Origin of the sequence: Saccharothrix violaceirubra (genome assembly GCF_014203755.1) — a bacterium.
GTDB lineage: Bacteria > Actinomycetota > Actinomycetes > Mycobacteriales > Pseudonocardiaceae > Actinosynnema > Actinosynnema violaceirubrum.
The window spans coordinates 6,280,877-6,301,312 of record NZ_JACHJS010000001.1; the positions used below are offsets into that span (position 1 = coordinate 6,280,877).

Annotated in this window: 22 protein-coding genes and 1 pseudogene; 9 read left to right on the plus strand and 14 right to left on the minus strand. The window is 69.7% G+C overall.

Translation table 11 applies throughout. From position 1 onward, the window contains the following. Nucleotides 1–330 precede the first annotated feature (330 nt). The 5 genes from F4559_RS28925 to F4559_RS28945 form a co-directional block, all read right to left on the minus strand. Nucleotides 331–978 (minus strand): hypothetical protein, encoded by a 648-nt coding sequence (locus F4559_RS28925; protein ID WP_184674054.1) that lies wholly within the window; start codon nt 976–978, stop codon nt 331–333. A gap of 46 nt (nt 979–1,024) precedes the next feature. Then, on the minus strand, nt 1,025–1,300 hold the full coding sequence (locus F4559_RS28930; protein ID WP_184674056.1) for an AMED_5909 family protein: 276 nt from the start codon (nt 1,298–1,300) through the stop codon (nt 1,025–1,027). Further along, complete coding sequence (locus F4559_RS28935; protein WP_184674058.1) at nt 1,297–1,605, minus strand: hypothetical protein; 309 nt, start codon at nt 1,603–1,605, stop codon at nt 1,297–1,299. The genes F4559_RS28930 and F4559_RS28935 overlap by 4 nt, the downstream gene beginning before the upstream one ends. A gap of 3 nt (nt 1,606–1,608) precedes the next feature. Then, a complete protein-coding gene (locus F4559_RS28940; protein ID WP_184674060.1) occupies nt 1,609–2,055 on the minus strand; it encodes a hypothetical protein in 447 nt (148 codons plus the stop codon). 142 nt (nt 2,056–2,197) lie between these two features. Further along, nucleotides 2,198–3,196, minus strand: a complete 999-nt coding sequence (locus F4559_RS28945; protein ID WP_184668183.1) for an IS481 family transposase — start codon at nt 3,194–3,196, stop codon at nt 2,198–2,200. Between the two features lie 157 nt (nt 3,197–3,353). On the opposite strand from F4559_RS28945, the gene F4559_RS28950 reads away from it, so the two are divergent. Next, on the plus strand, nt 3,354–4,250 hold the full coding sequence (locus F4559_RS28950; protein WP_184674062.1) for a DUF5919 domain-containing protein: 897 nt from the start codon (nt 3,354–3,356) through the stop codon (nt 4,248–4,250). Next, nucleotides 4,247–5,050, plus strand: coding sequence for an inositol monophosphatase family protein (locus F4559_RS28955; protein WP_312865875.1), 804 nt, complete (start codon nt 4,247–4,249; stop codon nt 5,048–5,050). Before F4559_RS28950 ends, F4559_RS28955 begins: the two co-directional genes overlap by 4 nt. Before the next feature lie 625 nt (nt 5,051–5,675). Here the strand turns inward: F4559_RS28955 and abmR are convergent. Both abmR and F4559_RS28965 read right to left on the minus strand, forming a co-directional pair. Continuing rightward, nucleotides 5,676–6,215, minus strand: a complete 540-nt coding sequence (gene abmR, locus F4559_RS28960; protein WP_184674064.1) for an ATP-binding transcription factor AbmR — start codon at nt 6,213–6,215, stop codon at nt 5,676–5,678. A 76-nt stretch (nt 6,216–6,291) separates the two neighbouring features. Next, complete coding sequence (locus F4559_RS28965) at nt 6,292–8,259, minus strand: thioredoxin domain-containing protein (RefSeq protein WP_184674066.1); 1,968 nt, start codon at nt 8,257–8,259, stop codon at nt 6,292–6,294. A gap of 149 nt (nt 8,260–8,408) precedes the next feature. Here F4559_RS28965 and F4559_RS28970 point away from each other — a divergent pair. Next, nucleotides 8,409–9,371: pseudogene (locus F4559_RS28970) on the plus strand (metallophosphoesterase); the annotation flags it as partial. Here the strand turns inward: F4559_RS28970 and F4559_RS28975 are convergent. Both F4559_RS28975 and mca read right to left on the minus strand, forming a co-directional pair. Continuing rightward, a complete protein-coding gene (locus F4559_RS28975) occupies nt 9,313–9,543 on the minus strand; it encodes a hypothetical protein (protein WP_184674070.1) in 231 nt (76 codons plus the stop codon). The pseudogene F4559_RS28970 and the gene F4559_RS28975 overlap by 59 nt on opposite strands. Next, nucleotides 9,540–10,424 carry a mycothiol conjugate amidase Mca gene (gene mca, locus F4559_RS28980; protein WP_184674073.1) on the minus strand — a complete coding sequence of 295 codons (885 nt, stop codon included), beginning with the start codon at nt 10,422–10,424 and terminating at the stop codon, nt 9,540–9,542. Before mca ends, F4559_RS28975 begins: the two co-directional genes overlap by 4 nt. A gap of 112 nt (nt 10,425–10,536) precedes the next feature. Here mca and F4559_RS35610 point away from each other — a divergent pair, with 112 nt between their 5' ends. Beyond that, a complete protein-coding gene (locus F4559_RS35610) occupies nt 10,537–10,959 on the plus strand; it encodes a DUF4307 domain-containing protein (RefSeq protein WP_312865876.1) in 423 nt (140 codons plus the stop codon). Nucleotides 10,960–11,143: 184 nt separating this feature from the next. Further along, the gene (gene greA / locus F4559_RS28990) at nt 11,144–11,638 is read left to right on the plus strand and encodes a transcription elongation factor GreA (RefSeq protein ID WP_312866013.1); all 495 of its coding nucleotides are present in this window, start codon (nt 11,144–11,146) and stop codon (nt 11,636–11,638) included. Between the two features lie 105 nt (nt 11,639–11,743). Here greA and F4559_RS28995 read toward each other — a convergent pair whose 3' ends face one another. Then, a complete protein-coding gene (locus tag F4559_RS28995) occupies nt 11,744–12,238 on the minus strand; it encodes an Lrp/AsnC family transcriptional regulator (protein WP_184674079.1) in 495 nt (164 codons plus the stop codon). 74 nt (nt 12,239–12,312) lie between these two features. Between F4559_RS28995 and hppD the strand changes: the two genes are divergently transcribed. The 3 genes from hppD (at nt 12,313) to F4559_RS29010 (ending at nt 14,141) form a co-directional block, all read left to right on the plus strand. Further along, nucleotides 12,313–13,494: a 4-hydroxyphenylpyruvate dioxygenase gene (hppD, locus tag F4559_RS29000; protein WP_184674081.1), complete on the plus strand. Its 1,182-nt coding sequence runs from the start codon at nt 12,313–12,315 to the stop codon at nt 13,492–13,494. Between the two features lie 130 nt (nt 13,495–13,624). Beyond that, nucleotides 13,625–13,849: a hypothetical protein gene (locus F4559_RS29005; RefSeq protein ID WP_184674084.1), complete on the plus strand. Its 225-nt coding sequence runs from the start codon at nt 13,625–13,627 to the stop codon at nt 13,847–13,849. A gap of 19 nt (nt 13,850–13,868) precedes the next feature. Then, on the plus strand, nt 13,869–14,141 hold the full coding sequence (locus F4559_RS29010) for a DUF2277 domain-containing protein (RefSeq protein WP_184674085.1): 273 nt from the start codon (nt 13,869–13,871) through the stop codon (nt 14,139–14,141). Nucleotides 14,142–14,245: 104 nt separating this feature from the next. Here the strand turns inward: F4559_RS29010 and F4559_RS29015 are convergent, their stop codons facing one another. From F4559_RS29015 to F4559_RS29025, 3 genes are all read right to left on the minus strand, one after another. Next, complete coding sequence (locus F4559_RS29015; protein WP_184674087.1) at nt 14,246–15,388, minus strand: cystathionine gamma-synthase; 1,143 nt, start codon at nt 15,386–15,388, stop codon at nt 14,246–14,248. Nucleotides 15,389–15,467: 79 nt separating this feature from the next. Further along, on the minus strand, nt 15,468–16,550 hold the full coding sequence (locus F4559_RS29020; RefSeq protein WP_184674089.1) for an RDD family protein: 1,083 nt from the start codon (nt 16,548–16,550) through the stop codon (nt 15,468–15,470). A gap of 104 nt (nt 16,551–16,654) precedes the next feature. Next, nucleotides 16,655–18,025 (minus strand): cystathionine beta-synthase, encoded by a 1,371-nt coding sequence (locus F4559_RS29025; RefSeq protein WP_184674092.1) that lies wholly within the window; start codon nt 18,023–18,025, stop codon nt 16,655–16,657. Between the two features lie 109 nt (nt 18,026–18,134). Here F4559_RS29025 and F4559_RS29030 point away from each other — a divergent pair, with 109 nt between their 5' ends. Continuing rightward, entirely contained in the window at nt 18,135–19,343 is a 1,209-nt protein-coding gene (locus tag F4559_RS29030; protein WP_184674094.1) for an acetyl-CoA C-acetyltransferase, read from the plus strand. Between the two features lie 115 nt (nt 19,344–19,458). Here F4559_RS29030 and F4559_RS29035 read toward each other — a convergent pair whose 3' ends face one another. Beyond that, complete coding sequence (locus F4559_RS29035) at nt 19,459–20,250, minus strand: Bax inhibitor-1/YccA family protein (protein ID WP_184674096.1); 792 nt, start codon at nt 20,248–20,250, stop codon at nt 19,459–19,461. Between the last annotated feature and the right edge of the window lie 186 nt (nt 20,251–20,436).

Below are 20,436 nucleotides of genomic sequence, written 5' to 3' on the forward strand. Positions count from 1 at the left end.
CACCCCCGGCGAAGACGAGCGGCAACCAGCCAAGGCACCGCGAGCACACGACCTGTCCAGGCGCGTACACCGCGAACCTGTGGCAGCCGTCGCACCGCCGTCCATCGCGGATCTTCCACATGACCGGACGGCGCCGACTTGACGCGCCACCCCCAGAGAGCAGTACGCTTGACATGACCGAAACCCCTTGTGTGTCAACGAAAGCGCGCAAGAATTCCGGTCGGTGTGTCGTCGGGAAACGGATCTGGCCCGCCAAGACTCGATCCGCTTCCCGCGACCACGCCGACACGTCGGTGATCGTTTTCGGTTGTGTGATGGCAGATGTGGAAGTCAACCGTCGAGTTCGAACACTTCGCCCCACGCGTCCGCGCCGTTCGACGTCAGTCGGAAGCGGCATTTCGTGGGCGTGCCGTCCCGCCGCAACGCGAGGGGCAGGTTGTCCAAGTGGCCTGCCGCTACCAGGTCGTGGCATGCCAACAGCACGGTGCACGTACTTATGGTCGTGGCGAGACTCAGTTGATCACTGGTCCACATCCGCGCCGGTCGCCTCAGCACCGCCCGCATGACCAGGATCAGTGTCCCTTTCGAATAGCCGACCAGGTCGGTTCGCGCCCGTCGCACCTCGGGCAGTCGGGCGCCCATCACCTGGGCCGTCAGGTCGGAAAGTGGAGTCGTCGGGGTCAGGAGCGACCCCGTGCGTGCCAGGCGACCGCCCCATTCGACCGTTCCGGCATCGGTCAGGCGGTAGAGCTTGGCCGCCCGGCAGAAGTCCCGACTGCCTGGCTGTAGCCGGTACCGCAGGTGCCCCAACGAATACAGGTCTCCACAGGCGACCCGAACCGGCGAGTAGCTGAACCCGGCTGGGTCGGCCAGCTCCCGTATCGACCACTCCCGGGCCGGTACTCCGAGCATCGGCATCAGCACGGCCTTCAGAACTCTCGCGCTGTAGCCCGCGCCGCGCAGGTGTTCGACAGGCAACCCTTCCCCGATTACGCGGGACAGCGGCACCCGCCCGGCAGTTCCACTAGGCAACATCGCCCGCGCCTTCCTGCTCGGCCTTCAGAGCGTTCCGGATGCGTGTCGCGCTGTTCAGCTCGCAAGTCGCCCAGGCCGTCGCCTCGTGCTTGTGGGCAGCGTCGACCTTCGAGACCTTCGAGTACACGTCTCGGCATCGTTCGTGGTACGCGATTCGGTCTTCGGGGGCCGCGTTCGGAGGCGGTGCCAGCTTCCCGAGCCGCACGTGCGCCTCGTGCAGCGTGGGAGAGGCCAGGGCATCCGTCCACCGGTCGGATTTCCTCATGGGCGATTCCCTCCCCGCTCGGAGGACCTCTCGCGGGTAGCCGACGAGTCCGCGACGCGTTCGCACAGGCTCGCTTCCTGATCGAACGTGTCGGCCGCGTGCAGCGCCGCCGCCTTTGCCCACCAGGGAATCGTCTTGATCGAGGCGAGTTGGCGCCACGACCAGGCGACGCTGCGGTAGGCCGACGCCAATCGGCATGCCGCATCCGGGTCGTCGGGTCCCGAGTACCGGCTTCGCTCCGACGCTTCCGTGAACCTCCGGTAGGCGCCTTCCCACTGAGCACTGGCCTTCTGCTGATCGCCCACGACTCATGCGGCCTTGGACGGTTCTGCGGCGGCGCCCTTCCCGCCGGCGCCCCGTCCCGAGCCGGCGAAGCCCGTGGCCCGGAACAGGTAGGTCTGGTACTTGAACTCACCCGTCCCCGCGACGCGCGGCTCTGCGGTCAGCCCTTCGAACTCGACCGGCCGCATCCCCGGCAGGACCTCACTGGTGGACGGCACCGGCTGAACGTCGGCCAGCACGGTGACCTCGAAGCTCTTCCGCTTGGCGTTGGGCTCGTGCGGGTCCGTGACGGACACCTTCCACTGCCGCTTGCCGGTGGTCTCGTCCATCCGCTGACGAGCCGGACGACCGGCCGCCTTGTCCTCCCGCGTCTGGTACTCCACGTCGGGCATCACGTCCCCGACCATCACCAGGCCCTGAGGAAACGCGTCGTCGAACGAGATCGGGAACCGGTGTCCCTTGGTGATCGCCATGCCTGTACCTCTCTGGACAATGCCGCCTGTTTGCGGCTTGTCCATCAAGCGTCGGCAGCGATTCGTCCCGTCCGGGGTACGTCGGTGTCTCTCTTCGTGCGCGCCATACTCACGGGTGTCTCATCTTTGTCTCATCCGAGTGCTAGTTGTTCTGTCCTGTGAGGTTGGGGACGCGGCTGGCAGGTGGTTGGCCTTTGAGTGCGGTGTGGCCGCGGTGGTGATTATAGGTGTGCAGCCACCGCGGCAGCGTCTCGCGGCGTTCGGTCTCAGACCGGTATGCCTGGGCGTAGGCCCATTCGTCGAGCAGGGTGCGGTTGAAGCGTTCGACCTTGCCGTTGGTCTGTGGCCGGTAGGCGCGGGTGCGTTTATGGGTGATGCCCGCGTTGGCGAGGGTGTCGCGCCAGAGCCGTGAGCGGTAGCAGGAGCCGTTGTCGGTCAGCACCCGGCGGACGGTGACGCCGGCTTCCCGGAAGAACGCCTGTGCCCGGGTCCAGAACGCGGCGGCGGTGTCCTTGGTCTCGTCGGGCAGGATCTCGGTGTAGGCCAGCCGGGAGTGGTCGTCCACCGCGTTGTGCAGGTAGGCGTAGCCGAGGTTCGGGCGGCCGTGGACCTTGCGGGGCCTGGTCGGGTCGCGGTGGGCGGAGCTGTTGCGCCCGCCGGCCCGCCGTCCGTGCACCTTGTGGCCGCCGCCGTCGGGGATGTTGCCGAGCTTCTTGATGTCGACGTGGACCAGGTCGCCCGGTGCGGCGTGTTCGTAGCGGCGCACCGGCGTGGCGGTGGCCCGGTCCAGGTGGGCCAGGCGGGCCAGGCCGAAGCGGCGCAGCACCCGGTGCACGGTGGAGGGGTTCAGTCCGAGCAGGTGGGCGATGCGGGCCGGGCCCCACCGACGCGCCAGGCGGACCTTGACGATCCGGCGTTCGCGGCGGGTGGGCAGGCGACGCGGGCTGCGGTGCGGGCGGCTGGAACGGTCGACCAGGCCCGCCTCGCCCAGCTCGCGGTAGCGAGAGGCCCAGCGGGCGGCGGTGGTCGGCGAGACCTGGAACCGCTCGGCCGCCCGCCGCAGCGGCCACCCCTCGTCCACGACACACCGGGCCAGGCGCAGCCGTCCCAGCTCGGTCAAGGGTGCGTTAGCGTGGGTCACGAGGGCCTCCGTGGGCTCGGTGTCGACGTCGCAATCCACACCGAACCCGGAGGCCCTCCCTCATTCCAACATCATCCGACTACGTGTCGAACCGTCCACAACCTCTCAGGGCAGTACAGCTAGTCTGGTCGGGACGCACTAGGTAAGGGGACGCCGGATGCCGACTGAGTCGACGTTGCTGAAGCTGCTTCTCAGGCAGCGGCACATGCAGGGCTACCGAACCTTCTGCAAGGAGTACGACCGTATGGCAAAACAGTTGGACGGCGACCTCATAGGGGCGTACCCGAGCAAAGCACAGTTCTACCGATGGCTGTCCGGTGACCTACTGGGCCTGCCCTACGCCGACCACTGCCGCGTTCTGGAGAAGATGTTCCCCGGCTGGACAGCAGAACAGCTACTCGCGCCGCACACGGGTGACGCCGAAAGCCTGGTGACCCCGACGGCGACCCGCTCCGACGCCGCCCACCACGACCGACCGGCGCCGCGTCCGATCCAGCTTCCGCAACAGGTACGCCTTGCCGACGTCACCGCCATCTACCCCAGCCGAACCGACTTTCTGCACAATGTCACCCCGCAGGCCCTGTTCGTCGACGCGCAGGACATCCGCATAGCCGGACTGTCTCTCAACGTCCTGTGTCAGCAGTACTCGGACAAGCTTCTGTTGACCTCGATCCAGACAGGGACCACTGTCAAGGCTCTGTTCCTCGATCCGAACGGTCGGAACACCACCGCGCGCGAACACGAAGAGGGTCTGCCCGAGGGTCACTTGTCCATGCTGACCCGACTCAACATCGAAGCCTTGCGCCGTGTCGCGTCGAAGGTTCCGCCGGATGCGCAGGGCAGCCTGGAAATCCGTACGTATGACGAACCCATCAGGTACAGCATCCTCATCACCGACCACACGAAGTGCGTGGTGCAGCCCTACCTGCCCGATGCCCGTGGGGTCGAATCGCCGACGTTGGTCATAGAGAAGGACGACACCGTCCCTGGCTTGTTCGCCACCTTCTCACAGGTGTTCGAATCCATGTGGGACCGCGCTCAGGAGATGACGTGAAGCGCTCGTACGCGCAACTGACCGAAATAGCACAGAAGGCGGTGCGCATCGGCGGCGATGTCATGAAGCACGCACGTCCGACCACCGTGACCGAAAAGTCCGATCGGGACAGCTACACCGACGTGGATCTGAGGATCGAGCAGGAAGTCCGCGAATACCTCGCCGAGGCCACCCCCGAAATCGGGTTCATCGGCGAAGAGCAAGGCAGGGGCGGGCAGGCCGCGCAGAGCGCCTACGTGTGGCTGCTCGACCCGATCGACGGAACGGCGAACTTCGTCCACGGAATCCCGCTCTGCGCGACTCAGATAGCACTGGTGCACGAAGGAAAGCCGCTTGTCGCGGCGATGAGTTTCCCCTATCTTGAGGCCGACTATTGGGCATCTCAAGGTCATGGCGCTTTCATGAACGGAAAGAAGCTCGCCGTCAGCGATACCGCCCGTCTCGACAAGGCCATCATCGCGATCGGCGACTACGCGACCGGCCCTGAATCTGGCGACAAGAACAAAGTCAGACTGGAGCTTACCCGACTTCTCGCCGAGCAGGCCGAGCGAGTTCGGATGTTCGGATCGGCCGCGCATGATTTCGCGTGGCTGGCCGAGGGGCGAATAGACGCCGCGATCGTTCTCTCAAATGACTTGGTCGATATCTTTCCCGGCGTACTGATAGCGCAGGAGGCAGGCGCGTCACTACGCGATGCCCTGGGTAATGATCATACTGCCAATTCTTCCAGCACGGTGGGTGCCTGCCCGGGAATTTCCGAACAGTTGGCAGAGCTGCTGCGTGGCCTGAAGAGCGCCTGACGTGACGGCCCGGATTTCTGCGGCTACTTGCCGAATTGGGCTCTATGGGATCAAGGCGCGCCGCCTGCGGCGGCGCGCGGGCGGGAACGGCCTGCGTTGGCGTCGACTCCCCGCATCACGGCACGCCGGGCTCCCGCTTCGCTCCGCCCGGCGGCCGTGCGCGGAGTCGACGCCACGGGGCCGGGTGGCGGCGCGCCTGGTAGGAGGAGGCCCCGGCCATGAGCCGCTACCGGCGGCAGGGCTCCGGTCGATCGCGCGGTCATGGGCTTGACAGCGCTGGACACGGCGATCGGCTGCCGCGACGGCTTCGCCGCCTTGCCACCGGGATGCGTAAGCGGCATAGCAGGCCAAACGACGAAGGCCGAGCGTCAGCCCCGATCCGCGTGGAATCGGGACGGCGCCCGGCCGGTTCGCCGTTCAAGATCAGGCCGTCCACAGGCCGTGGAACGTGGGAAAACGGTGAGATGCGGCGAGAAGTGTCGAGATGGAATATCGCAGCTCAGACCACTTTTCGATCATCGACAGGCACAGCGCGTCAGACCTGGGTCAGAACATCGCCATCTGGTTCGCGGTCTACTCCTGAGCGCGGTGGTGATCACCCCCGACGCCGGGGGTGATCACCGGTTCAGGCCAGGTCCGGACCTTGGGCGCGGAGGTCGTCCACCTTCGTCATGGCCTCGCGCAGGTCGGCCAGCCAGCGGTCGGCGTGGTCGCCGACCAGTCGCACCGCCCACGCCAACGCCTCGGACCGCGACCTCGCCACGCCCGCGGCGACGAGCGTGTCCAGCACCTTGCGCTCGGGCTGCCGCAGCCGGGTCATCACCGGCACCGACAGCGTCGTGAACAGCTCCTCGGTCCCGCCCTGCCGCACGCCCCACGCCACCTTGCGCGCGTACCGGCGTTCGGCCTGCCGGGCGATGCCGATCCGCTCCTCCCGGGTCTGCTCGCGGAACCGGGCGATCCGGCCCGACTCGGCGGCCGACCGGTCGGCGGCGTCCGGGTAGTCCTCGGCCAGGGCCGGCAGTTCGCCGACGACCACGATCTCCTCGCGGTCGACGCTCACGTCCACCGGCCCGGTGAACCAGTCGTCCGGCAGGCGTCCGGCGAACCACGCCGCCGCGTCGTCGGCCGGCGGTTGGTCGACCTGTTGCCCTCCACGTCGCATCGCACACCACCTTGATTACATGATTACGGTGATACCGACGCTACGCCCGCAACACCGCACGGCCCAGCGATTTCGCTCAGCGGTGAAGAGCCGCGACCAGCTCGTCCACACCCGTCACCGGCCGATCGCACACGTACCCCCGGCACACGTACGCCGCCGGCCCACCCGCCACCAGCGGCCGGTCGACCAGCAACGGCGCCGCGTCCGGCGCACCGGCCACCACGACCGCACCGCCGGGCACGCCCGCCCACGCCGCCGACACCAGCTCCGGCGCCTCCCCGACGACCGCGACCTGCACCGGACCCGCGAGCAACGCCTCCGCGACGCTCGCCCAGTGCCCGGCGAACCGCGGTTCGCGCGCCACCAGCAACCCGGCCCGCGACACCGCCGCCTCGGCCGCCGCCCGGTACCGCGCGGCATGCGGAGCGCCTAGCACCGAAGCCGTCACCAACGCCGACGCCAACGCCGACGCCCCCGACGGCGACGCGTTGTCGGCCGGGTCGGCGGGCCGCTGCACGAGCGCCTCGGCGTCGTCGGCCGTGTCGAAGTACACCCCGTCCTCGGCACCGGCGAACCGGTCGAGCGCGGTGTCCAGCAGACCGCACGCGTCGGTCAGCCACCGCACGTCACCGGTCGCCTGGTGCAACGCCAGCAACCCGTCCGCGAGACAGCCGTAGTCCTCCAGCACGCCCGCCGCACGCCCCACCACGCCGTCGCGCGACGTCCGCCGCAGCCGCCCGTCGACCAGATGCAGGTCCAGCAGCAACGCGGCGGCACGGGACGCCGCCCCGATCCACTCCCCGACGCCGAACACCGCGCCCGCCTCGGCCAGCGCCTGGATCGCCAGGCCGTTCCACGCCGTCACGACCTTGTCGTCCCGGGCGGGCTGCGGACGCCGGTCCCGGGCCGCCAGCAGCCGCGCCGCCGCCTCCGGGTCCACGTCGCCGAGCAACCTCAACGTGGACGTGCCGTGCTCGAACGTCCCCGCGTCGGTCACGCCGTACCGTGCGGCGGCCTGCGCACCCTGCTCCAGTCCGAGCACCTCCACGAGCTGCGCGGGCGTCCACACGTACGTCGCGCCTTCCACACCTTCGGTGTCCGCGTCCAACGCCGACGCGAACCCGCCTTCGGCCGTGCGCAACGACCTCAACAGGAAGTCGGCCGTCTGCCGGACCACGTCCGCGTAGCGCGGCTTGCCGTCGCGACGGCTCAGATGCGTGAACACTCGCAGCAGCAAAGCGTTGTCGTACAACATCTTCTCGAAGTGCGGCACGACCCACGCCGCGTCCACCGCGTACCGCGCGAACCCGCCCGCGAGCTGGTCGTACAGGCCGCCGTCGGCCATCGCGTCGCACGTCGACCGCGCCATCGACAACGCCTCGACCGACCCCGTGCGCTCGTGGTGGCGCAGCAGGAACTCCAGCACCATCGACGGCGGGAACTTGGGGGCGCCGCCGAACCCGCCGTACGCCCGGTCGAAGTGGCCCAGCAGCGACACCACCGCACCGTCGAGCGCGTCTTCGTCCACAGTGGACTTCGGTAGCGCCTTGAACTCCAGGCGGGACACGATGTCCGCTGCCGACGCGCGCACCTCGTCGCCCTGTTCCTCCCACGCGTGCGTGATCGCCTCCAGCACCTGCCGGAACGCGGGCACGCCCGGTCGCGGCACCGGCGGGTAGTAGGTGCCCGCGTAGAACGGCTCGCCGTCCGGGGTCAGGAAGCAGGTCATCGGCCAGCCGCCGTGCCCGCTCATCGCCTGCGTGACGGCCATGTACACCGCGTCGACGTCGGGCCGCTCCTCGCGGTCGACCTTCACGTTCACGAAGTGCGCGTTCATGTACGCGGCGGTGGTCTCGTCCTCGAACGACTCGTGCGCCATCACGTGGCACCAGTGGCAGGCCGCGTAGCCGACCGACAGCAGCACGGGCACGCCGCGTTCCCGCGCGTGCGCGAACGCCTCCGGCGACCACTCCCACCAGTGGACCGGGTTGTCGGCGTGCTGGAGCAGGTAGGGGCTGGTCGAGGACGCGAGCCGGTTCGTCATGGGACCCACACTAAAACCGCCGCCGATCGGCGTCCCGAGGGGGAAGACTGGCCGGCATGGAGATCGAGGTCCCGGACGGGTCGCTGGTCGTGCTGGTGGACGTGACGGCACCGGACGCGGTGCCCGGACGTCGGCTCGACGAGATCACCCGCCGGGCGGCGGCGGGCGTGCTCACCCTGGTCGAGGGCGGCGACCGGCGGGAACTGGTGCGGATCGCCCGGCGTCACCACGTCCGCCCGGTCGCGATCAGCGCCCACGACCGGCTGCGCGACGAGGGGTTCCGGCCCGTCCACCTGACCGGCGGCGAGCCGTTCGCGGTGCGGGTCGTGCCGGCGCGCTCGGACCTGCGACACCTGACCGGGCCGTTCGACGTGATCGGCGACGTGCACGGGTGCGCGGACGAACTGCGCGAACTGCTGGGACTGCTCGGCTACGTGGACGGCGCGCACCCGGACGGGCGGACGGCGGTGTTCGTCGGCGACCTGGTCGACCGGGGGCCGGACACGCCGGGGGTGCTGCGGCTGGCGATGCCGATGGTGCGCGCGGGCACCGCGCTGTCGGTGCGCGGCAACCACGAGGACAAGCTCGTGCGGGCGTTGAACGGCCACAACGTGGTCGTGGCGCACGGTCTGGAGACGACGTTGGCGCAGCTCGACGACGAGTCGCCGGAGTTCCGCCGCGAGGTGGCCGAGTTCTGCGACGCGCTCGTGCCGCACTACGTGCTCGACGGCGGACGGCTGGTCGTCGCGCACGCCGGGCTGCCCGAGCGGTACCACGGCCGCGAGTCGGCGAAGTCCCGCGGCCTGGCGATCTGGGGCGAGTCGACCGGCGCGCTGGACGACCGGGGCTTCCCCGTCCGGCACCCGTGGGCCCTGGAGTACACGGGTGCCGCGACCGTCCTCTACGGACACACCCCGGTCCGGGAGGCGACGTGGGAGAACAACACCCTGTGCCTGGACACGGGGTGCGCGTTCGGCGGCGCGTTGACCGCCGTGCGCTACCCGGAACGCGAGATCGTGTCCGTGCCCGCCCGGCGCGTCTGGTACCGGCAGGTCAGTCCGGCTTCTTCCCCGACTCCTCGGGCGGCGGGTCGAACGACGCGGGAACCCGCTTGAGGTGCTTGTTCATCGAGCGGACGAGGAACACGACCGCGATGAAGAACAGGACCAGCAGGAGCAGGCCCAGCGGGGAGGACTTGCCGAAGTCCTCCTGCTGGCCGCCTGGGTCCTTGTCGGTCGACGGCTGCACGAGCACCATCGCGGTCGTGCCTGTCCAGGGGTTCATCCGGTGATCACCTTCTCGCGGACGCCCGCGAACAGGTCGTCCTCGGGCACGGTGCTGTCGACCAGCGACCGGGCCAGCTCGTACTCCTCCGTCGGCCACACCTCGCGCTGGAGGTCCAGCGGTACGGCGAACCAGCGGCTGGTCGGGTCGATCTGCGTGGCGTGGGCCTTCAGGGCCTCGTCACGCTGGGGGAAGTAGTCGGCGCACTCGACCTGAGTGGTCACGCGCTCAATGACGTCGGGTTTGCCGTCGTCCCAGTGCTTGAGCCACTCGTCGTACGGCGACTCCAGGCCGCGCGCGAGCATCGCGTCGTGGAAGGCCACGAGCTTCTTGCGGGAGAAGCCGTGCGAGTAGTAGAGCTTCAACGGCTGCCACGGCTCGCCCAGCTCCGGGTAGCGATCGGGGTCGCCGGCCGCCTCGAACGCGGCGATCGACACCTCGTGGCAGCGGATGTGGTCGGGGTGCGGGTAGCCGCCGTTCTCGTCATAGGTGACGATCACGTGCGGGCGGAACTCGCGGATGACCTCCACCAGCGGCGGCGTCGACTCGTCCAACGGGACCAGCGCGAAGCAGCCCTCCGGCAGCGGGGGCAGCGGGTCGCCTTCGGGCAGCCCCGAGTCGACGAACCCGAGCCAGCGGTGCTCGATGCCGAGGATCTCGGCGGCGCGGCGCATCTCCTCGCGACGGATGGGGCCCATGTTCTCGAGCACCTCGGGCCGGTCCATCGCGGGGTTCAGGATGCTGCCCGCCTCGCCACCGGTGCAGGTCACGACCATGACCTCGTGGCCCTCGGCCACGTAACGGGCCATGGTGGCGGCGCCCTTGCTGGACTCGTCGTCGGGGTGCGCGTGCACCGCCATCAGGCGCAGCGTCTCAACCATGAGGGTCGTGGTCCTCCCCTTGCCCCTGCCGAACGGGGTCCGTTCGGCCCCTGCGACACTCAACGTGGTGGTCGAGGGCCATTGTTCCCCACGAGCTGGAAGGCGGTGGAAGGTGGCCGTTCAGGCGGGTCCGCCCGAGGGCAGGTACGGCAGGCCCCGGCGTCCGCTGCCCCGCTGGGCACGGTGGTCGCTGCCCGTCGTCGGCGTGCTCGTCGGCGGAGTCGTGGCGTGGGTCGGCTACCGCAACCTCGGCACCGCGCCCGTGGAGGCGAAGCAGACCGCGTTCCAGGTGCTGGACGACTCGTCGGTGGCGGTGACGTTCGAGGTGTTCCGGCAGACCCCCGACCGTCCCGTGGTGTGCATCGTCCGGGCCCGCGCCGACGACGGCGACGAGGCCGGGCGGCGCGAGGTCCTGGTGCCGGCGGGTGCGGAGACGGTGCGACCCAAGACCGTCGTCCGGACCTCCAAACGACCGACCACCGGCGAGGTGTTCGGGTGCTCTTACCAGGTGCCGCCCTACCTGTCCACGAGGTAGCGGCCAAGCGGGTGATCTGCGGCTTTGGCGGCGTCCGGGGGGAACAAAAGGGGGCCGTCAGGCGTTCTCGGCATGTTACTCTGGCGTTTCAGCACGGCCCCGGCGCGGGCCGTGTTTTTCCGTTCCGGGCGCGTGCGTCCGGGAACTGCCGGCCCTCCGGGGCTTGGAGCACGACAAGGAGTTGGTGACCGTGAGCGACACCGAGGTGACCTGGCTGACCCAGGAGGCCTACGACCGGCTCAAGGCGGAGCTGGACGAGATGATCGAGAATCGCCCGGTCATCGCCGCGGAGATCAACGCACGGCGTGAAGAGGGCGACCTCCGCGAGAACGGCGGCTACCACGCGGCGCGGGAGGAGCAGGGCAAGCAGGAGGCCCGCATCCGCCAGCTCCAGGAGCTGCTGCGCGTGGCCAAGGTCGGCGAGGCCCCCACGACGTCCGGTGTCGCCGCGCCCGGAATGGTGCTCACGGTCCGCTACGACGGCGACGACGAAACCGAGGAATTCCTCCTCGCGACCCGCGAAGAAGGCGCGCACGGCGCTTTGGAGGTGTATTCCCCCTCCTCCCCGCTGGGCAAGGCACTGCTCGGCGCCAAGGACGGCGAGACGCGGCAGTACGAACTGCCCAACGGCAGCACGATGAAGGTGACGCTCATCAAGTCGGTCCCCTACTCGGCCTGATCTTCGGGCGAAAGCGGCCGTCCCACTCCGCGGGGCGGCCGTTTTCGCGTGTCCGGGCCCCGAACGCGTATTCCGCGGCGCCCGGATGCGTATTCCGGCAAAGGACTAGAGGGACTGTTCGAGCAGGGGGCGGACGCGCGGGGGGACGGGGGTCGACAGGGCGATCGACGTGGACAGGCGCTGGACGCCGGGCACGTCGACGATCGAGTCGATCACGCGTTGCAGGTCGGCGTTCGACCGGGCCACCAGGCGGACGAACAGGTCGCCCTGGCCGGTGGTGGCGTGGACCTCGCACACCTCGTTGATCGATGCCAGGCCGCGCGACACCTCCCGCCGCCGGCCCTGGGCGATCTCCAGCACGGCGAACGCGGTGAGCGAGTAGCCCATCGCGGCCAGGTCGAGGGCCGGCGGGAAACCGGTCAGCACGCCCCTGGCCACGAGTCTGTCCAAACGCGCCTGGACGGTGCCCCTTGCGACGCCCAGACGGCGCGAGCACTCCAGGACGCCCAACCTGGGTTCGTCGGTCAGCAGCAACAGCAGCCGGGCGTCCAGTGCGTCGAGAGCCTGGTCAGAGTGTTCGATCTGCCGATCGGAAGTCATAATCAACTATACAAATTGTTCAGCGATGACGGGAAGAGTTGCTCACCCTGACCACCGAACGCATGCTGTGAGCCATGACGCAGCAGCTTGACGACGTGAGCTACGACCAGCTCCGCCAGCTCGTGGGACTGGTCGACTACGACGGTTCCAAGGACCCGTTCCCGGTCCGCGCCATGGACGCGGTGGTCTTCGTGGTCGGCAACGCGACCCAGACCGCCTGGTTCTACCAGGTCGCGTTCGGCATGGAGCTGGTCGCGTACCGCGGCCCCGAGACAGGACATCGGGACCACAAGTCCTTCGTCCTCAAGTCCGGATCGGCGCGGTTCGTGATCAACGGCGGCGTCGCGCCCGACAGCCCGCTGCTCGACCACCACCGCCGCCACGGCGACGGCGTGGTCGACCTGGCGCTGGAGGTCGCGGACGTCGACAAGTGCGTCGAGCACGCACGGGCGCAGGGCGCGACCGTGCTGGACGAGCCGTACGACGTGTCGGACGAACACGGCACCGTGCGCGTGGCCGCGATCGCGACCTACGGCGAGACCCGCCACACGCTGATCGACCGGTCGAAGTACGACGGCCCCTACCTGCCCGGGTACGAGGTGCGCACGAGCACCGTCGTGCGGCCCGAGGGTGCGCCCAAGCGGTTGTTCCAGGCGGTCGACCACTGCGTGGGCAACGTCGAGCTGGGCAAGATGGACTACTGGGTCGAGTGGTACAACCGCGTCATGGGCTTCGTGAACATGGCGGAGTTCATCGGCGACGACATCGCCACGGACTACTCGGCCCTGATGAGCAAGGTCGTCTCCAACGGCAACCACCGCGTGAAGTTCCCGCTCAACGAGCCCGCGGTGGCCAAGCGCAAGTCGCAGATCGACGAGTACCTGGAGTTCTACGAGGGTGCCGGCGTGCAGCACATCGCGCTCGCCACCAACGACATCGTCGCCACGCTCTCCGCCATGCGCGCGGCGGGCGTCGAGTTCCTGGAGACCCCGGACTCGTACTACGACGACCCGGAACTCCGTGCCCGCATCGGCGAGGTGCGCGTCCCGATCGAGGTGCTCAAGGAGCACAAGATCCTGGTCGACCGCGACGAGGACGGCTACCTGCTCCAGATCTTCACCAAGCCGATCGGCGACCGGCCGACCGTCTTCTACGAGCTGATCGAGCGGCACGGTTCGCTCGGCTTCGGCAAGGGCAACTTCAAGGCCCTGTTCGAGGCCATCGAGCGCGAGCAGGAACGTCGGGGCAACCTCTGACGTTTCCCGCCCGAGGCCGGTCCGGTGAACCCGGACCGGCCTTTCGCGTGGAATCGGCGGTACTCGCGCCATGCGGCTGGACCGATACCGGTACCCTCGGTGCCGGGGCGTTCTCACCTGGGGAGGTGCCATGGCTGTCGCGGGACGGGTCACCGCGGTGCTCCCGCTCGTCGGAGCGGTGGCCACGGCCGCCGCGCTCACCGGCGCGGCTTTCCTGACCGTCGCGCACGCCGGGTGCGAGCCGGGCCGGTTCGTGCAGCACGACGGCGTGGTCGAGTACGTCGGCGGCTGTGTCGAGGACCTGCCCACGGTGCCGGCCAAGGCCGAGAACATCAGGTACGACGTCAAGCCCTGACCTGGGCGATAGTGGACGCATGTGCCGCAACATCCGTGTGCTCCACAACTTCGAACCGCCCGCGACCGAGGACGAGGTCGTCGCCGCCGCGGTCCAGTACGTCCGCAAGATCAGCGGGGCCGCGAAGCCGTCGGCCGCCAACCAGGAGGCGTTCGACCAGGCCGTGCGCGCGGTCGCCGAGGCGACCCGGGTGCTGCTGGACAGCCTCGTGACGACCGCGCCGCCCAAGGACCGCGAGGTCGAGGCCGCCAAGGCGAAGGAGCGGTCGGCGGCCCGGTTCGGGCCACGCTGACGTCGGGTGTCCGAACGCATGTTTCGCGGTGTCCGAACGCACAACTCGCGGTGTCCGAACACATGACTCGCGGGCCCGGAGCGACGGTGGTCCGGGCCGGCGGGTCAGTCCAGGGCGGTGAGGAGGTCGGCCACCAGGTCGTCGCCCGACTCGATGCCCACCGAGATCCGGATCAGGTCGGCGGGCACCTGGAGCAGGGAGCCGGCCGTGCTGGCGTGGGTCATCCGGCCCGGGTGCTCGATCAGGGACTCGACGCCGCCCAGCGACTCGGCGAGCGTGAACAGGCGGGTGCGGGCGCAGACCTTCAGCGCGGCGTCCTCGCCGCCGTCGACGGAGAACGAGATCATGCCGCCGAAGCGGCGCATCTGGCGGGCCGCGACGTCGTGGCCGGGGTGCTCGGGCAGACCCGGGTAGTACACGCGGGTCACCTTGGGGTGGTCGAGCAGGGCCGCCGCCACCAGCTCCGCGTTGTCGGAGTGCTTCTCCATGCGCAGCGCCAAAGTCTTGATGCCGCGCAACGTCAACCACGCGTCGAACGGACCGGGCACCGCGCCCGCGCCGTTCTGGAGGAAGCCGAACGCCGCGTCCAGCTCCGCGTCGGAGGTGACGAGCGCGCCGCCGATGACGTCCGAGTGCCCGCCGACGTACTTGGTCGTCGAGTGCAGGACCACGTCCGCGCCCAGGGCCAGCGGCGTCTGGAGGTACGGCGACGCGAAGGTGTTGTCCACGACCAACTTCGCGCCGGCCGCGTGCGCGATCTCGGCCAGCGCCGCGATGTCGGCGATGTTGAGCAGCGGGTTGGTGGGCGTCTCGACCCAGACGACCTTGGTCTCCGGGCGGATCGCGGCGCGCACGGCGTCCACGTCGGACAGCGGCACGGGCGTGTGCGTGAGGCCCCAGTGCGAGAAGACCTTGTCGATCAGGCGGAACGTGCCGCCGTACGCGTCGTTCGGGATGATCACGTGGTCGCCGGGGCGGCACAGCGCGCGCAGGGCCGTGTCGGTCGCGCCCATGCCCGACGCGAACGCGCGGCCGTGGGTGCCGCCTTCGAGCGCGGCGAGGCACTCCTCCAGCGCGGCCCGGGTGGGGTTGCCGGTGCGGGAGTACTCGAACCCGTCGCGCAGGCCGCCGACGCCGTCCTGGGCGTAGGTGGACGTGGCGTGGATCGGGACGATGACCGAACCCGTGGTCGGGTCGGGTTCCTGCCCGGCGTGGATGGCCTTGGTCGCGAAACCGTACTGGTCCATATGCCGAAGCCTACGGCCCGGAAAAGGCGACTGCCCGCGGGTACCGGGTACCCGCGGGCAGTCCTCGATCACTGTCCGATCACCACTGCTGGGGCGGCTGCTGCTGGCCGTAACCCTGCTGTGGCTGCTGGCCGTACCCGGGCTGCTGGGCCTGCTGCCCGTAGCCGGGCTGCTGGCCGTAGCCGTACGGCTGCTGCTGGCCGGGGACGGGCAGCGGGCCGGCGGGCGTCGCGTAGTTGACGACGACCGTCTTCATGATCTTGTCGGCCCAGGTCTGCTTCTTGACCTCCCAGAGCGGGGCGAAGAAGCCGGCGTAGCAGGGCAGGCCGTCCACGATGTGGCACAGGTGGCGGACGATCGCCATGCCGAAGCCGATCGGCTGCCCGGTCTCCTCGGAGATCAGCCGGGTCTTGGCGATGCGCTTGCCGATCGACTGGCCCGTGGTGCCCTGGAGGTAGCCCATGTTGTAGATGAAGTACGCGATCACCGCGATGTAGGCGACGGAACTGATGATGAACGAGATCGTCAGGTCGCCGGTGAGGCCACCGATCAGGACCAGCACGTACATGACCGCACCCGGCGCCGCGAAGTCGATCAGGCCGGAGATCAGGCGGGTGCCCCACTCGGCGTAGCCGCCGGGCGGGGGCGGGGCGCCGTAACCGGCGGGGGCCGCGCCCCAGCCGGCCGGCTGGGCGCCCGGGAAGCCGGGCTGCGCGGGCTGGCCGAACGGGTTGGACGGCGGCGCGGCGGCGTAGCCGGGCTGCTGCGGCTGGCCGTACGGCGACGGCGGCGCCTGGGGCGGCTGGCCGTACGCGGGCGGCTGCTGCGGCTGCCCGTACTGCGGGGGCTGCTGGCCGTAGGCAGGCGGCTGCTGGGCGGGGAACCCGCCCGACGGCGGCTGCTGGGGCGGCTGCCCGTAGGGGTTGGACTGCGGGGGTTGCACGGCACCTCCACCGGGGACGACCTGCGTGGCGTCCGGGTTCGCGACGGGCTGTGGGCCCGAGGGCACGACCTGGGTCGCCTCCGGCGGCGGGAACGCGGGGGGCTGGGAAGCGCCGGGCACGACCTGGGTCGCGTCGGCGTTCGGGGGCTGCTGGGCACCCTGTCCCTGCTCGTTGTTGCCGCCGAAATGCTGGTTTCCTGGCGGCTGAGGAGCGTTCATCGGAGTTTCCAACCCCCTTGGCGTGGGCCGTAGGCGTATGAGTCGGTGGCCAACGCTAGCGGATGAGTCACCCGATAGCGTCGGCGACCGTACAACATCGCGCGTCAGCGACCTGCGAGGAAACCCAGGATGTCCTGCCGGGTGACGACACCTACCGGCTTGCCGTCGTCGAGGACGAGCGCACCGTCCGCTGAGGACAGCGCGTCCATCACGGTGCCGATCGACTCGCCCGCGCCGATCGTGGGCAGCCGGGGCGACATGTGCGCCTCCAAGCGGTCGGCGAGTTTGGCCTTGCCGGTGAACAACGCGTCGAGCAGGTCGCGTTCGTTGACCGCGCCCGCGACCTCGGCCGCCATCACCGGCGGTTCGGCGTTCACGACCGGCATCTGGGAGACGCCGTACTCGCGCATGATCGCGACCGCCTCGGCGACCGTCTCGTTGGGATGGCCGTGCACGAGGTCGGGCATGGTGCCGTCCTTGCGCCGCAGCACGTCCCCCGCGGTGGCGCCGGAGCTGTCCGGGGGCAGGAAGCCGTAGCGGGCCATCCACTGGTCGTTGAACACGCTGGACAGGTAGCCCCGACCGCCGTCGGGCAGCAGCACGACCACGACGTCGTCGGGTCCCAGGCGTTCGGCGACGCGCAGGGCCGCCGCGACCGCCATGCCGCACGAGCCGCCGACGAGCAGGCCCTCCTCGCGGGCCAGGCGCCGGGTGAGGTCGAACGAGTCCTTGTCGGACACCGCGATGATCTCGTCGCACACGTCGCGGTCGTAGGCGTCGGGCCAGAAGTCCTCGCCGACACCTTCGACGAGGTAGGGCCGGCCCGTCCCGCCGGAGTAGACGGAGCCCTCGGGGTCGGCGCCGACGACCTGGACGCGGCCCTCCGACACCTCCTTGAGGTAGCGGCCGGTGCCGGAGATCGTGCCGCCGGTGCCGACGCCCGCGACGAAGTGCGTGATGCGCCCGCCGGTCTGGCGCCACAGCTCGGGGCCGGTGCCGTGGTAGTGGCTGGCCGGGTTCTCCGGGTTGGCGTACTGGTTGGGCTTCCACGCGCCGGGGATCTCGGCGACGAGCCGGTCCGACACGTTGTAATAGGAGTCGGGGTGCTCGGGCGGCACGGCGGTCGGGCACACGACGACCTCGGCGCCGTACGCCTTGAGGACGTTGCGCTTGTCGACGCTGACCTTGTCCGGGCACACGAAGACGCACTTGTAGCCCTTTTGCTGGGCCACGAGCGCCAGGCCGACGCCGGTGTTGCCCGAGGTGGGCTCGACGATCGTGCCGCCCGGCTTGAGCGAGCCGTCCCGCTCGGCGGCCTCGACCATGCGCAGGGCGATGCGGTCCTTCACGCTGCCGCCCGGGTTGAGGTACTCGACCTTGGCCAGGACGAGCGGGCGCAGGCCGTGCGCGACGGCGTTCAGCTTGACCAGAGGGGTGTTGCCGACCAGGTCGACGACGTTCTCGACGTACTCCACGGACGATCCCTTCCCGGCGGTCGCGAGGACGGTCCGAGCGTATATGCGGTCGTGTGGTCCGGCGTGACTACGCTGGAGGACAGCTTCGACGAGACAAGGGAGTTTCGTAATGCCCGAGGCCGTGATCGTCTCCGCCGTCCGGTCGCCCATCGGTCGCGCGGGCAAGGGTTCGTTGAAGGACATGCGGGCCGACGACCTGACCGTGCAGGTGCTGCGCGCGGCGTTGGCGGCCGTGCCGCGGCTCGACCCCGCCACGATCGACGACCTGATGCTGGGCTGCGGCCTGCCCGGCGGCGAGCAGGGGTTCAACCTCGGCCGCGTGGTCGCGGTGCTGGCCGGGTACGACGGGCTGCCGGCGACGACCGTGACGCGGTACTGCGCGTCGAGCCTCCAGACGACGCGGATGGCGTTGCACGCGATCAAGGCCGGCGAGGGGCACGTGTTCGTCAGCGCCGGCGTGGAGATGGTGTCGCGGTTCGCGCGGGGCAGCTCCGACTCGTGGCCGGACACGCACAACCCGGCGTTCGCCGACGCCGAGGCCCGGACGGCGGCTCCCGGGCCGTCGTGGACGGACCCGCGCGAGCGGGACGTGTTGCCGGACGTCTACATCGCGATGGGACAGACCGCCGAGAACCTGGCCCTGGCCAAAGGCGTGACGCGGCAGGAGATGGACGAGTTCGGCGTGCGGTCGCAGAACCTGGCCGAGGAGGCGATCGCGAACGGGTTCTGGGCGCGGGAGATCACCCCGGTCACGCTGCCGGACGGCACGGTCGTGCGGGCCGACGACGGGCCGCGGTCGGGCGTGACGTACGAAGGCGTGGCGGGCCTCAAGCCGGTGTTCCGGCCCGACGGCCGCGTGACGGCCGGGAACTGCTGCCCGTTGAACGACGGCGCGGCGGCGTTGGTGATCATGAGTGACACGCGGGCGGCCGAACTGGGCATCACGCCGTTGGCGCGCGTGGTGTCCACGGGCGTGTCGGCGTTGTCGCCGGAGATCATGGGGCTGGGCCCGGTGGAGGCCACGCGCCGGGCGTTGGCGAACGCGGGGCTGGGCGTGGCGGACATCGACCTGTTCGAGATCAACGAGGCGTTCGCGGCCCAGGTGATCCCGAGCTACCGGGAACTGGGCATCGACCTGGACCGGCTGAACGTCAACGGCGGCGCGATCGCCGTGGGCCACCCGTTCGGCATGACCGGGGCGCGGATCACCACGACGTTGATCAACTCGTTGCGGTTCCACGACAAGCGGTTCGGCGTGGAGACGATGTGCGTGGGCGGCGGCCAGGGCATGGCGATGGTGCTGGAACGCCTGAGCTGATCCTGAACGCACATTTCGCGGTGCCTGAACGCACAACTCGCGGTGTCCGAACGTACAACTCGCGGTAAACGAAAGCCGCCCCTCGGCGAGGGGCGGCTTTCGGGTGAGAGGGAGGTCAGTCCCGCTGGAGGTACGACAGGAGTCGCAGGATCTCCAGGTAGAGCCAGACCAGGGTGGTCATCAGGCCGAACGCGGCCCACCACGCCCACTTCGACGGGACACCGCTGCGGATCATCTCGTTCGCCGCCTCGAAGTCGAGGAGGAAGTTGAACGCGGCGATGCCGATCACGACCAGGCTGAAGACGATCGCCAGGGTGCTGCCGTCGCGCAGGCCCGAGTTCACGCCGAACCAGGACAGGACCAGGTTGGCCAGGATCAGGATCGCGGCGCCGGCCGTGGCGCCGATGATCCACTTGGTCAGGCGCGGGGTGACCCGGATCGCGCCGGTCTTGTAGACCACGAGCATCGCGACGAACACGCCGAACGTGCCGAGGATGGCCTGCCAGGCGATGCCCGGGAACATGCCCTCGAAGAAACCGGTGACGCCGCCGAGGAACAGGCCCTCGAACGCCGCGTAGGCCAGCACCAGCGGCGCGCTGGGCGTCCGCTTGAAGATGATGACCAGGGAGATGATCAGGCCGACGATGCAGCCCGGGGCCGCGAGCGCGTACCACTGGGCCGCGCCCGTGAGCACGAGGTAGGCCGAGATGAAACCGGTGACCATCGTGACCGCGAGCGTGGTGGCGGTCTTGGTCACCACGTCGTCGATGGTGATCGGACGCTCGCCCTGGACGGGCGGCGCACCCTGGTAGCCCCCGAACTGCGGGGCACCGTACTGCTGACCGTAGCCCGCTTGCTGCCCGCCGGTCGGCAGGTTGCGGAACGCGGGATTGCTGGTGGTACGCACCTCGTCCTCCTGTGGCGTGCTGACGCCGTCACGGGGTTCAACGACCACGACAGCCGGTCGGTTCCCGTCGGTAAAAGGGACTTTACCCACACTGTCGATCGTGAATCCACAATCGCCTGCGGAGCGTAGTCGGGATCTCATCCTGCCGGTGGCTTGTCCGCAACTCCGACGACCCATAAGGCTCAC